Annotated in this window: 7 protein-coding genes; 4 read left to right on the forward strand and 3 right to left on the reverse strand. The window is 66.1% G+C overall.

The window, feature by feature from the left end; translation table 11 throughout:
* The first annotated feature begins 42 nt into the window (after window positions 1-42).
* Window positions 43-2,289, forward strand: coding sequence for a tetratricopeptide repeat protein (locus tag V5B39_RS06930; protein WP_332342192.1), 2,247 nt, complete (start codon window positions 43-45; stop codon window positions 2,287-2,289).
* Window positions 2,290-2,311: 22 nt separating this feature from the next.
* Here the strand turns inward: V5B39_RS06930 and V5B39_RS06935 are convergent, their stop codons facing one another.
* Genes V5B39_RS06935 through mtnA form a run of 3 tightly spaced genes read right to left on the reverse strand, consistent with a single transcriptional unit; the run spans window position 2,312 to window position 5,695 of the window.
* Window positions 2,312-3,931, reverse strand: coding sequence for an NAD(P)/FAD-dependent oxidoreductase (locus V5B39_RS06935; RefSeq protein WP_332342193.1), 1,620 nt, complete (start codon window positions 3,929-3,931; stop codon window positions 2,312-2,314).
* Window positions 3,932-3,963: 32 nt separating this feature from the next.
* The gene (locus V5B39_RS06940) at window positions 3,964-4,617 is read right to left on the reverse strand and encodes a class II aldolase/adducin family protein (RefSeq protein WP_332342186.1); all 654 of its coding nucleotides are present in this window, start codon (window positions 4,615-4,617) and stop codon (window positions 3,964-3,966) included.
* Window positions 4,610-5,695: an S-methyl-5-thioribose-1-phosphate isomerase gene (mtnA, locus tag V5B39_RS06945; protein ID WP_332342187.1), complete on the reverse strand. Its 1,086-nt coding sequence runs from the start codon at window positions 5,693-5,695 to the stop codon at window positions 4,610-4,612. Before mtnA ends, V5B39_RS06940 begins: the two co-directional genes overlap by 8 nt.
* A gap of 295 nt (window positions 5,696-5,990) precedes the next feature.
* Between mtnA and V5B39_RS06950 the strand changes: the two genes are divergently transcribed.
* From V5B39_RS06950 to recB, 3 genes are all read left to right on the forward strand, one after another.
* Window positions 5,991-7,412, forward strand: coding sequence for a glutamate-cysteine ligase family protein (locus V5B39_RS06950; protein WP_332342188.1), 1,422 nt, complete (start codon window positions 5,991-5,993; stop codon window positions 7,410-7,412).
* A gap of 214 nt (window positions 7,413-7,626) precedes the next feature.
* Window positions 7,627-11,181, forward strand: coding sequence for an exodeoxyribonuclease V subunit gamma (gene recC / locus V5B39_RS06955; protein ID WP_332342194.1), 3,555 nt, complete (start codon window positions 7,627-7,629; stop codon window positions 11,179-11,181).
* Window positions 11,178-13,715: exodeoxyribonuclease V subunit beta (recB, locus tag V5B39_RS06960; RefSeq protein WP_332342189.1), on the forward strand; the 2,538-nt coding region annotated here is incomplete at its 3' end. The genes recC and recB, both read left to right, overlap by 4 nt.

Raw genomic sequence — 13,715 nt, forward strand, 5'->3', positions numbered from 1 at the left:
TCCTCACCGTGGGCCCCCCCACCGACCGCAGCGCCTTCGACTATCCCCACTGTCGCGACACAACTTGTATCACCGGCCGCCACCTATGTTGGCGCCTCAACCTGCAAGAGCTGCCATGAAAGTGAATACCAGTCCTGGTCAGGTTCGCATCATCAACTGGCGATGCAGGAAGCAACGGCGGCCAGCGTGCTCGGGGACTTTGCCAACACCACTTTTCGCAAGGACGGCGTCGCGTCAAGCTTCTTCAAGCGGGGCGACAAGTTCATGGTGCGCACCGATGGTCCGGATGGTCAGCTGACCGACTATGAAGTCAGTCACACCTTTGGCATCTACCCGCTGCAGCAGTATCTGATTCCCTTTCCGGGCGGGCGCTATCAGGTGCTGCCGATTGCCTGGGATGCCCGCTCGAAGGGCGAGGGTGGCCAGCGCTGGTTCCATCTCTATCCTAAACAGAAAGTGGACTACCAGGATTCCCTGCATTGGACCGGCGTCTACCATAACTGGGCACTGCAGTGCGCCGAGTGCCATTCGACCAATCTGCGCAAGGGTTACGACGCGGCCAGCCAGACCTACAAGACGACATTCAGCGAAATCAACGTGGCTTGCGAGGCCTGCCATGGTCCTGCATCCGTTCATGTCGACTGGGCCCGGCTGGTCAGGCCGCCTTATCGCGCCGAGGACAGCAAGGGTCTGCCATCACTGCGAAGCCGCTGGAACGAGGCGTGGAAATTCCCGACCGGGGCCGCGAAATTCGCGCGGCGCGACCAGCCGGTCGAGCCGGCCGGAATGAACAGTTGCGTCGCCTGCCACGCCCGCCGCTCAACCCTCAGCGAAGAGCGGACGCCCGGTGCCACTCTGGAAGACAGTCATCGCCTTGCAATGCTCACCGCTCCAAACTACTACGCCGATGGTCAGCAGCGCGAAGAGGTGTACGTCTGGGGCTCGTTCCTGCAGAGCAGGATGCATCAGAACGGGGTGACCTGCATGGATTGTCACGAGCCGCATGCCCAGAAACTGCGTGCCGAAGGCAATGCGCTGTGTACCCGCTGCCACGCGGCTGTCGAGTTCGATGTGCCCAATCACCACCACCATACGGTTGGCGGCAAGGGTGCACAGTGCGTCACCTGTCACATGCCGACGCAAAACTACATGGTGATCCACGCCCGGCAGGATCACAGCCTGCGCATCCCGCGCCCCGATCTCTCGATCGCAATGGGCAGTCCGAATGCCTGTACTCAATGCCATACCGGAAAGCAGCCGCAGTGGGCAGCAGGTGCCATGGACCAGTGGTATGGCAGGAACTGGCGCGCGCGACCGCATTACGGCAGCACCTTGCATGCTGGCGAGTCTGGAGAAAACTCGCAGGGCGTGCGCGCCTTGCCTGGCCTGCTCGAACTCGCCGCCAGCCCGACGGCTCCGGCGATCGTCAGGGCGACAGCAGCGACACTGGCACAGCCCTACATCAACCCCGGCACGCTGCCGGCAACGCGCGCGCTGCTGCAGGATGCCGACCCGTCGGTACGTATTGCCGCGCTGGGGATGATCGCGCCGGCCGAACCGGCCAACCGGGTGCTCAGTGCAGCGCCGCTGCTCTCCGACCCGGTGCGTGGCGTGCGTATCGAAGCGGTACGCCTCCTTGCCGACATCCCGGACGCTCGGATTCCGGAGGGACAACGCGCCGCTCGGGCAGCCGCTCTGCAAGAGTATGAAAACGCCCTGGCGCTGGAGGCCGACTGGCCATCGGGTCAGGTCAACCTCGGGAATCTGCGCTTGCAGCAGGGACGCGCCGAAGAAGCGATCGCTGCTTTCGAGCGCGCCATCGCTCTGGACAAGAGCTTTGCCGGTGCCTACCTCAATCTTGCCGATGCCTGGCGCCAACTCGGGCGCGAACCGAAATCGGAAAAGGTTCTGCGCCGGGGTCTGGCGGTCATGCCTCGCGATGCCGATCTGCACCATGCCTTCGGGCTGCTTCTGACACGCAAGGGCGATCAGGCCGCTGCGCTGAACGAATTCGTCGAAGCTACCCGTCTTGCCCCGGATAACGCGCGCTACGCCTATGTGCGAGCGATCGCCGTCGATTCCGCCGGCAAGCGCGAACAGGCGCTGGCCCTGCTGCGCAGTGCGGACAAGCGACACCCCAACAATCTCGATATCCTCGGCGCGCTGCTCTCGATGAGTCGTGAAGTGGGCGATCGGCAAGCCGCGCTTGGCTATGCGAAGCAACTCGTTGAGCTACTGCCGGGCAACTCTGGTCTGGGTCGGCTGATTGCTGAACTGGAAGCACGCTAGAGGGGGGCGAATGCGAACGGGTTTACACCTTTTGCCGGGTTACCTGTCCGAGCAAATCCCGCGTCACCGCTTCAGCCACCCGGATCCCGTCGACGCCGGCCGAGAGGATGCCGCCGGCGTAACCGGCGCCTTCGCCGGCCGGATAGAGACCCTTGACGTTCAGGCTCTGGCAATCATCGCCGCGGGTGATGCGCAGCGGCGAAGAGGTGCGCGTCTCGACGCCGGTGAGTACCGCGTCGGGCATGGCAAAGCCGCGAATCTGGCGGTCGAAGGCGGGTAAGGCTTCGCGCAGGGCGGCGATGGCGTAGTCGGGCAAGGCGCTGGCGAGACTGGTCAGACGCACGCCGGGCTGATACGAGGGCAGCACCGTTCCAAGCTGCGTCGACGGGCGGTCAGCAAGAAAATCGCCGACCAGCTGGCCGGGCGCCTCGTAGGTGCCGCCGCCGAGTTCGAAGGCGTGCGCTTCGAGCCGCCGCTGCAGTGCGATGCCGGCCAGCGGTCCTCCGGGGTAGTCGAGCGGGGTGATGCCGACGACGATGCCGGCATTGGCGTTGCGCTCGTTACGCGAATACTGGCTCATGCCGTTGGTGACCACACCGTTCGGTTCGGAAGTGGCGGCGACCACGGTGCCGCCGGGGCACATGCAGAAACTGTATACGCTGCGGCCGTTGCGGCAATGATGGACCAGCTTGTAGTCGGCGGCACCGAGCAGCGGGTTGCCGGCGTGCGACCCGAAACGCGCCTGGTCGATCAGCGCCTGTGGGTGTTCGATGCGAAAGCCGATCGAGAAGGGTTTGGCTTCCATGAACACACCGGCGGTGTGCAACATCGCGAAGGTGTCGCGGGCGCTGTGACCGAGCGCCAGGATCACCTGGTCGGCACGCAGTTCCTCGCCGCTCGCCAGCGTCACGCCACGCACTCGGCCGTGTTCGATGCACAGGCCGCTGACGCGCTGCTGAAAACGGATCTCGCCGCCGAGCTGTTCGATCTCGCGGCGCATCTGTTCGACCATGCCGACCAGCCGGAAGGTGCCGATGTGCGGTTTGCTGACGTAGAGAATCTCCGCCGGAGCACCGGCCTTGACGAATTCCATCAATACCTTGCGCCCGTAATGCCGGGGGTCCTTGATCTGGCTGTAGAGCTTGCCGTCGGAAAAGGTCCCGGCGCCGCCTTCGCCGAACTGCACGTTCGATTCCGGGTTGAGCTGCTTTTTCCGCCACAGACCCCAGGTATCCTGGGTGCGCTCGCGCACGGCCTTGCCGCGCTCGAGAACGATCGGCCGGAATCCGCTCTGCGCCAGAATCAGTGCGGCAAAGATGCCGGCCGGGCCGAAACCGACGACGACCGGCCGCATCGCGAGTTGTGCCGGCGCCTGCCCGACGAAGTGGTAGTGCATGTCCGGTGTCGGCTGCACCTGCCGGTCGGCAGCAAATCGGGCGAGGACTGCCGCGGTGTCGGGCAGCGCCACGTCGACGCTGTAGAGGAAGGTCGGCGCAGCCGCCTTGCGCGTGTCGCAACTGCGCCGGAAGACGCTGATCTCGCCGAGATCGGCCTCAGCCATGCCAAGGCGAGCGGCGACCGCGGCGGCCAGTGCGGCCGGTGGATGGTCGATGGGAAGGCGAATTTCGCCGATGCGCAACAGCCCTGCCGGCTGACCGTGACTGGCGTCGATGCTCAAGGCTGCTGGCCGTAGCTGGCGAACTTGTCGAGCACCGTCGCCATTTCGGCGGCATCGAGCAACACCGGTTGACCGAGCTGGCAGGCGCGCCAGTATTGTTCGCAGAGCGCTTCGAGTTCGATGCCGAGGTCGAGCGCCTGTTGCAGATCATCGCCGAGCACCAGCATGCCGTGGTTCGCGAGCAGGCAGGCGCGGCGGTTCACAATCGCCTGCAGCACGGCCTCGGAGAGCGCTTGCGTGCCGAAGGTCGCGTAACCGGCACAGCGAACACTGTCGCCACCAAAGCGCGCGATCATGTAGTGGAACGGCGGGATGTCGCGGCGCAGGCAGGCGAGACTGGTGGCGAACGGCGAATGCGCGTGCAGGATGGCACCAGCATCCGTACGGGTGGCGTAGAGGTCGCGGTGGAAGCGCCACTCGGACGAGGGTCGGCGGCGACCCTGGCAATTGCCATCGCGGCGCATGTGCACGATGTCGGCGACAACCAACTGGTCGTATGCCATGCCGGTCGGGGTGATCAGGAAGTCGCCACCATCGCCCGCACCAGCCCCCTCGACGCGCACGCTGAGGTTGCCAGCGGTGCCGCGGTTCAGGCCGGTAGCCTGCATGCGGCGCGCACTGTCGATCAGTTGTTGGTGCAGGTCAGGCATGCGTTTTCTCCGGATAGAGGGCGTGCAAGCCGTCGCGGCTTGCCGGGCAGACGCCGCGTTCGCTGATCACGGCGCTGACCAGACTCGCCGGCGTGACATCAAAAGCCGGGTTGGCGACCGCGACATCGGTCGCGAGTTGCCAAAGCTGGCCAGGCCGGCCAGCAGCATCGCATCCTTGCAACCGCCGCAACTCGTCGGCAGCGCGCTCCTCGATCGGAATGTCGGCGCCGTTTGCGCAGGCGAAGTCGATCGTCGATCCTGGCGCGGCCACATAGAACGGGACGCTGGCGGCGCGCGCTGCCAGCGCCTTGAGGTAGGTGCCGATCTTGTTGGCGACGTCGCCGTTGGCTGCGATGCGGTCGGCGCCGACGATCACTGCGTCGATGCCGCCGCGCGCCAGCAGCAGGCCGGCAGCATTGTCGGCAAACAGCGTATGGGGTACGCCGTGCTCGTGAAGTTCCCAGGCAGTCAACAGACCCTGGTTGCGCGGACGCGTTTCGGAGACCCAGACATGGATGTCGATTCCCTGGTCGAATGCGGCATAGACCGGGGCCAGCGCCGTTCCATGGTCCACAGTCGCCAGCCAGCCGGCGTTGCAGTGGGTCATGATCTCAAGGCGCCCGCGCTTGCCGACCTGCGCGCGCAGCAATTGCAGGCCGTGCTCGCCAATGCAGCGGCATTGCTGCAGATCCTCCTCGGCGATCCGGTCCGCTTCAAGCCACGCTGCCTCGGCACGCAGTGGCGGTGGCAGCGGCGTCAGGCAGGCTTGCAGGCGCGCCAGCGCCCAGTGCAGGTTGACCGCCGTCGGCCGCGTCGCCCCGAGCGTCCTGATTGCCGCGAGCAGGGTGGCGTCATCGGCACGAGTGGCAAGCGCCAGCGCAACCCCATAAGCGGCGGTGACCCCGATCAGTGGTGCACCGCGTACCTGCATGCTGCAGATCGCCTGCACCACCGCGTCCAGGCTGGCCAATCTCAACACGCGACAGGTCTGCGGCAGTGCCGTCTGGTCGATGATGTCGACGGCCCCGGCCTGGGGTACGGGGGTGATCGTTCGCCTTGCTTTGCCATGGACTCTCATGACCGTCATTCTACCAGTCGACCGCGCGCTGCCAATGAGCGCGCTTCACCTTGTTCAATGCTGCTCAGGGGTGCCTGCTTCAGGGAATCATCGCCTATAATGTCCGGAGAATTCCCACTCTCGCCCCCAGTCCCCTTTGCCCACCAGAGAAATAGGGGGGATGGTTCGTGACATCGACCGCATGCGGTTGGCCGAGCTTCTCAACGGCACCTGGGGCGATCGACCGTAATCGCGTGACGTGTGGCTTCTCCGCTGGCAGCGGTGGTCGCGCACTGGATTGGGAGGGGCATCGCCGATGGGTCAGGAGATTGGCAACGACGGTTTCACCGCTGACGACTTCGCACGTTTCCACCGGCGACTGGCGCTGGAGACGCGGCACGCCCAGGATGCCTACGCACGCGGCGACTTCGCCAACACCAATCTGGTGGCAGGCTTCGAACTCGAAGCCTGGCTGATCGACGAGCACCTCTTCCCGGTGCCACGCAATGTCTCATTCCTGGCACGCATGGCCAACCCGCTGGTGGTGCCTGAATTGTCGCGCTTCAACGTCGAACTCAACGGTACCCCACAGCCACTGAACGGTTCGGCGCTGTCGCTGCTGGAGAACGAACTCGTTGCCACCTGGCAGGAATGCCTGCGCGTCGCAGCGCTTGAAGAGGCGGCCCTGATTGCCATTGGCACGCTGCCGACCATTCGCGAGGCCGATCTGTCGCTGGCCAGCATGTCGCCATACCGGCGTTACGCGATGCTCAACGAACAGATCCTGCTGCTCCGTGGCGGCCGGCCGCTGACGCTCGATATTGCCGGCATCGAAACCCTGTCCACGACGCACGCCGACGTGATGCTCGAAGCGGCGACCACCTCTTTTCAGGTGCACCTGCAGACACCGGCCAGCGAGGCAGCGCGTACCTACAACGCGTCGCTGATACTCGCTGCGCCGCTGCTGGCGCTGTCCGCCAATTCACCGTTCCTGTTCGAGCGCGCGCTCTGGCACGAAACGCGTGTACCGCTCTTCGAGCAGGCCGTCGATTGCTGTGACCCCGGACATCCGCAGCATAGGCGGGTGACTTTCGGTTCAGGCTACCTGGGTGCCGACCCGACGGCGTGTTTTGCCGAGAATCTGGCGAATTATGCGGTGCTGCTGCCGGTCGACATCCTGGGGCCGGTCGAAGCGTACGCTCACCTGCGGCTGCACAACGGCACCATCTGGCGCTGGAATCGCCTGCTCATCGGCTTTGACGACAACGGCCTGGCGCACTTGCGCGTGGAACAACGGGTGATGCCCGCCGGGCCCAGCATCATCGACATGATCGCCAATGCGGCCTTTTATTACGGCGCCGTACGAATGCTTGCAAGACAGGATCTTCCGCCCGAATCACAACTGCCTTTCGCCATCGCTCAGGACAATTTCTACCGTGCTGCGCGGGACGGTCTCAACGCGCAACTGCGGTGGCTCAACGGACAGCGCATGCCTGCCCGCGAGTTGCTCGAACAGGGGCTGTTGCCACTGGCGCGCGCCGGGCTGGAGCAGCTCGATCTGGCGACCGCGGATATCCAGCGCTACCTGGAGGTGATTGCCGGCCGCTTGCGCCGCCGCCGCAACGGCGCTGTCTGGCAACTCGCCCATTACCGGAAACACCATGACTTTTTCCGGTTGACCGCCGATTATCTCGACCACCAGCGCCATCTCATGCCCGTGCATGAGTGGCCGATCTGAGTGCTTCATGCTGAGCAGTTGGGCCGTGCTCTTCCGTCGGTGTCGCCGGGAATCGCCACGCTGGGGATGACCTGGTCGATCCTGCCCTCGGTGGGCGCCGTGCCAAGCCCCGGTGCATGGCTTTGCACACACGTTTCAGCGTATCGTTCGGGGCTTGCCTGTCCCTGATCCTCCGGAGCCCGACTTGACCCGCCCGCCCTTGACGCCTGGCCTGATGCTCGTGCATGGCAACCAACCCGAGATGCTGCGCGAGCTGGTCGTCGAATGGATGAAACGTTATCCGCTGGCGCCGCTCGAGAACGAGATCATCCTGGTGCAGAGCAATGGCATTGCGCAGTGGCTCAAGCTGGCGCTCGCTGCCGATGTGGGGCAGGGCGAGGAAGCAGGGGGCTGCGGCATCGCGGCGGCGCTCGAAATGTCGTTACCGTCGCGCTTTCTGTGGCGGGTGTATCGCGCACTGCTCGGACGGGCGGCGGTGCCGGAGAGTTCGCCGTTCGACGAAGCGCGGCTGCTCTGGCGTTTGATGCGGCTGCTGCCGGAAGTGATGAACGATGCGGAGTACGCGCCACTGCTCGGTTTCCTCGACAGGGACGGCGATCGGCGCAAGCGCTTCCAGCTTGCCGGGCGCCTTGCCGACCTCTTCGATCAGTATCAGGTGTATCGCGCCGACTGGCTGGCGGCCTGGGAGGCGGGCCAGGATGTCCTGATCGACGCCCGCGGACGCGCAGTGCCTCTGGCCGACGGACATCGCTGGCAGGCAGCGCTCTGGCGCGCCTTGCTGGCCGACGTGCGGGCACGAACCAGCCGATCCGGCGGCTCGGGGGCGCACACGGCGGCAGCGAATGCCGGGCGGGCGGGTGTGCACGCGGCCTTCCTGCGTTGCGCTGCGCACTGGCCCGAGGGGGAACGCCCCGCCGATTTGCCGCGCCGGGTGATGGTGTTCGGTGTTTCGAGCCTGCCGCAGCAATCCCTGGAAGTTCTCGCGGTGCTGGGGCGCTGGACGCAGGTGCTGATGTGCGTGCACAACCCATGTCAGCACTACTGGGCCGACATCGTCGCCGACCGCGATCTGCTGCGCAACAGCGGGCGTCCTCGCCAGTCGCGGCGGCAGGGCATGCCGGAATTCATTGACGACGAACGGCTGCATCTGCACGCACAGCCGTTGCTCGCCGCCTGGGGCAAACAGGGGCGCGATTTCATCGGCCTGCTCGAAGCACACGACGACGATGCGGTGCGCGCCGGCTACCTGCCGCATTTCGCTGCCATCGGGCAGCGCATCGAGTTGTTCAAGGACTTCGGCGGTGCCACCCTGCTGCAACAATTGCAGGACGACATCCTCGAATTGCGCCCGCTGGCCGAGACGCGCGCGCACTGGCCAGAAGTCGACCCGGCGCGCGATGCTTCGATTCGTTTCCATGTCGCCCACAGCCCGCAGCGCGAAGTCGAGATCCTCCACGACCAACTGCTCGCCGCCTGCCATGCCGACGCGACGCTACGCCCGCGCGACATCCTGGTCATGGTGCCCGACATCGACCGTTACGCACCACACATTCAGGCGGTGTTCGGCTTGCCTGAAGCGAGCGATGCGCGCTATCTGCCGTTCAGCGTCGCCGACCAGGGCCGGCGCCAGGTCGATCCGCTGCTGCAGGCGCTCGCAAAGCTGCTCGACCTGCCGCAGTCGCGCCTGGCGGTCAGCGATCTCTTCGACCTGCTCGAAGTACCGGCGCTGCGGCAGCGCTTTGGCATCGCCGAAGACGACCTGCCGCAATTGCGGCGCTGGATCCGAGGTGCCAACATTCGCTGGGGACTGCACGCCGAGCAGCGTGCCAGTCTCGACTTGCCGCAGCACGCCGAGGCGGCGGCGCCGCACACCTGGCGGTTCGGCCTGCGGCGAATGTTGCTCGGCTACGCCGTCGGTGCCAACGCCGCCGCCTGGCAGGGGATCGCGCCTTACGACGAAATCGGCGGCATCGACGCCGCGCTGCTCGGACCACTGGTGCAGTTGCTCGACCGCCTGGACGCCACCTGGCGAAGCTTGCGCCAGCCGGCGACCGTCGACGTCTGGTGTACACGCCTGCGCGCCTTGCTCGCCGATTTCTTCGCTGCCGACGACAGCGGCGACGCCTTCACCCTGCTGCAGCTCGACAGCGGCCTGCAGTGCTGGCACGACGCCTGTGACGAGGCGGCACTGGTCGAGGAACTGCCGCTGTCGGTGGTCGGCGAGTCCTGGCTTGCCGGCTTCGCTGAAGGAGGGTTGTCGCAGCGTTTCTTCGGCGGTGTCATCACCTTCGCCACGCTGATGCCGATGCGCGCCATTCCGTTCCGGCGGATCTGCCTGCTCGGCATGAACGACGGCGACTACCCGCGCACGCGCACGCCGATGGACTTCGACCTGATGGCCCTGGACTACCGGCCGGGCGACCGTTCGCGCCGCGAGGACGATCGCTATCTGTTCCTCGAAGCGTTGCTCTCGGCGCGCGATGGCCTGCACATTTCCTGGGTAGGCCGCAGCATTCACGACAACAGCGTGCGGCCACCGTCGGTGCTGGTCGGGCAGTTGCGCGATCACCTGGCTGCGGGCTGGACGCTGGCCGGTCATACCGGGCCGGCCGGGAAAGCGGGCGAAGCCCTGCTCGCGGCGCTGACCGTCGAGCATCGGCTGCAGCCCTTCAGCCCCGACTATTTCCCGGCATTCCCGGCGGCAGCCAGACTGTTCACCTACGCGCAGGAATGGCAGCCCAAAACCGGGGCTGCCGATGCGGGTGCACCGGAGACGGACAGCGTCTTGCCGTTGCTGCTGCGTGCAGAGCCGCTGTCGCTGCGCGATCTCGGCGACTTCCTCCGGCAGCCGGTCAGGGCCTTTTTTCGGCAGCGCCTCGGCGTCTCGTTCGAGATTGACGATCCGGCGAGCGACGATCAGGAGCCCTTCGAGGTCGATGGCCTGGGCCGTTGGCAGTTGCAGGACGAGTTGATCCGGGCGCAGGTCGCTGCGCTCGAGCAGGCGCAGGACCTTGCCGCCGCGCGCAATGACCGGCTCGCCGGCATCCGGCGACGCGGCGACCTGCCCGGTGGTGCCTTTGGCGATGCGCTGGCCGACGAGCTGCTGGCGCCGCTGGACGATTTTCTGGCGCGCTATCAGCGCGCGCTCGCACGCTGGCCGTCACCCGTCGCTGGCGAGCAAGAGATCCGCTTCCAGGTCAGCAGTCAAGGGCAGGAACTGGCGATCGCCGACTGGCTCGGTGGCCTTCGCAGCGATGGCGCTGGCCGGCGCGGCCGGGTCGTTCTCGAAACCCGTGATCTGGTCAGGAACCATCAATATCGCGGCGAGAAGGTCATCCACCACTGGGTCGAGCATCTGGCGCTGCACCTCGCCGGCGGGCCGCTGAGCACCGACATCGTCAGCAAGGTCGGCGATGTCACCCTGCCGCCACTGACCATCGAACAGGCCTGCTGCCATCTGGAAAAACTTCTGCTCGCCTGGCAGCAGGGAATGCAAAGGCCGCTGCCGCTGGCGGCCAGGACGGCATTCGCTTACCTCAGGGGGGGCGACGACGCAGCGCGCAAGACATACCAAAGCGCTTATCAATCCCTGGGCGAAGTCGACAGCGACGTCTATCTCAAGCGCGCCTATCCGGATTTCGACGCGTTGTCGGCCAACGGCGATTTTCACGCACTGGCCGAGACGCTCCTGCGCCCGCTGTTTGAGGCGATCCCGGCCAGCAGGGAGAAGGCCGGAGGAGCGGAGAAGAGCACGGGAGTGTCCGCATGAGCCCCGCCGCACTGCCGACCGCGCCCGGCACAACCGTCGAATCGCTCGATCCGCTGCGTTTCCCGTTGCATGGCAGCCGGCTGATCGAGGCCAGCGCCGGCACCGGCAAGACCTTCACGATTGCCGCGCTGTATGTCCGACTGGTGCTCGGGCATGGCGCGGAAAACGCGCATGCGCGCCCGCTCACGCCGCGCGAAATCCTCGTCGTCACCTTCACCGAGGCAGCGACACAGGAGCTGCGCGACCGCATTCGCGTCCGTCTGGCGCAAGCGGCCGCCTGTTTCCGGGTCGCTGCCGGCGATGACTCCCGCGAGGACGACAGCGCCGCTGCCGACGAGCTGCTGCGTGCGCTGCGCCAGCAGTACCCGCCGGAACAATGGCCGGCTTGCGCCCGCAAGCTGCAACTGGCTGCCGAAGCGATGGACGAGGCGGCCGTCTCGACCATCCACGCCTGGTGCCAGCGCATGCTGCGCGAACACGCTCTCGACAGCGACAGCCTGTTCACCCAGACACTCAAAACCGATCAGCACGAGCTGCTCGCCGAGGTCGTTCGCGACTACTGGCGCAGCTTTCTGGCGGCGCTCGACCGCGAGGCGGTTGCCGAAGTGCGGCAATGGTGGTCGGGTCCCGAAGCCTTGCAGGAGTGCCTCAGGAATCTCGTCGCACATGCCGATCGGCTTGCTGCCGGGTCGCCGCGATCGCCGGCAGAGGCGCTGCGGACCCGTCTGCGCGAGCGCCAGCGCCGCCTGGCTGAACTCAAGGCACCGTGGGCGGAATGGGTGGATCAGTTGCAGGCGTTGCTCGATACGGCACGCGCCAAAAAACAGTTTGACGGCACAAGACTCAAGAAGAACAACTACGACAATTGGCTACGCTTGCTCGCCGAGTGGTGCGAGGACTCCGACAGGGTCGATCCGGGGCTCACTGACGCGGCACAGCGGCGTCTGACGCCTGCCGGACTGGCCGAAATCTGGAAAGCCGCGCCATCTCCGGAGCACCCCGCACTGACCGCGATCGCCGGCCTTGCGGCTGCGCTGCAGGCCCTGCCCGACGCGCGCATCGACCTGCTGTGCCATGCGGCATGCTGGGTGGCACAGCGCTTTGCCGCCGAGCAGGCGCGCCGTGCGCAGATGGGTTTCAACGACCTCCTCACGCGGCTCGACGCCGCGCTGCGCGCGGCTCATGGCGAACGCCTCGCCGACAGCATCCGGCAGCAGTTTCCGGTGGCGCTGATCGACGAATTCCAGGATACCGACCCGCTTCAGTACCGGATTTTCGATGCCGTGTATCGCGTTGCGCAGAGTGCTCCCGACAGCGCACTGATCCTCATCGGCGATCCGAAACAGGCGATCTACGCCTTTCGTGGTGCCGACATTCACACTTATCTGGCGGCCCGCCGCGCCTGCGTCGAGCGGCTCTACACGCTGAAGAGGAACTACCGATCGACCGAGGCCATGGTCCTGGCGACCAATCACTGCTTCGCGGTGGCGGAGGATCGTTCGAGCGGCTCCGGCGCTTTCCTCTTTCGCAGCGGGACGGACAATCCGGTACCCTTCGTCACTGCCGAGGCACAAGGTCGGTCGGATGCGCTGGAGGCCGACGGCATGCCGCTGCCCGCACTCACCGTCTGGTATCTGCCGCCGAATCCGGACGGCAAACCCCTGGGCAAGACCGTCTATCGCGAACAGATGGCGGCCAGCTTCGCCGGCGAGATGGTGCGCCTGCTCAATCTCGGTCAGGTGGGGCAGGCCGGCTTTGCTGGCGAGACCGGCCTGCAGGGCATCCGCCCGGCCGACATCGCGGTACTGGTCAACAGCCGCAGTGAAGCCGATACGATCCGCAGGGCGCTGGCGCAGCGCGGTGTGCGCAGCGTCTATCTCTCGGACAAGGATTCGGTTTTCGAGAGCGCCGAAGCTGGCGAACTGCAGCACTGGCTCGCCGCCTGCGCCGAACCCGACGACGGGCGCCTGCTGCGCAGCGCGCTGGCCACCGCCACTCTGGGCCTGAGCTGGCGGGAACTCGACACGCTCAACCACGACGAGATCGCCTGGGAAGCGCGCGTCCTGCAGTTTCGCGGCTACCGCGACTGCTGGCGCCGCCAGGGCGTGCTGCCGATGTTGCGCCGGCTGCTCAACGATTTTCAGGTGCCGGCAAGGCTGCTCGGGCGCGGCGGTGAGGATGGCAATACGGCGGGCAGGGCGGTCGACGGCGAACGCACGCTGACCAACGTGCTGCACCTTGCCGAATTGCTGCAGCAGGCGAGCGCGCTGCTCGACGGCGAGCACGCGCTGATTCGCCATCTCGCCGAACAGCGGCGCGATGCTGCCGACGCCGGTGGCGACGCGCGCCAACTGCGCCTGGAGAGCGACGCCGATCTGGTGCAGGTGGTCACCGTGCACAAGTCCAAGGGGCTGGAATACCCGCTGGTCTTTTTGCCCTTTGCCTGTACCTTCCGGGCAAGCGACGCCAGGGATCTGCCGCTGCCATGGCATGACCAGGACGGATGCCTGCAGCTCGCGCTCGCGGCCGACGAA

The sequence above is a fragment of the Accumulibacter sp. genome, assembly GCF_036625275.1.
In the GTDB taxonomy this organism is placed as follows: domain Bacteria; phylum Pseudomonadota; class Gammaproteobacteria; order Burkholderiales; family Rhodocyclaceae; genus Accumulibacter.

Coding starts and splice junctions, on each gene's coding strand:
- V5B39_RS06940 (WP_332342186.1), bottom strand. CDS start 4,617: ATGCCTGACCTGCACCAACAACTGATCGACAGTGCGCGCCGCATGCAG.
- mtnA (WP_332342187.1), bottom strand. CDS start 5,695: ATGAGAGTCCATGGCAAAGCAAGGCGAACGATCACCCCCGTACCCCAG.
- V5B39_RS06950 (WP_332342188.1), top strand. CDS start 5,991: ATGGGTCAGGAGATTGGCAACGACGGTTTCACCGCTGACGACTTCGCA.
- recC (WP_332342194.1), top strand. CDS start 7,627: ATGCTCGTGCATGGCAACCAACCCGAGATGCTGCGCGAGCTGGTCGTC.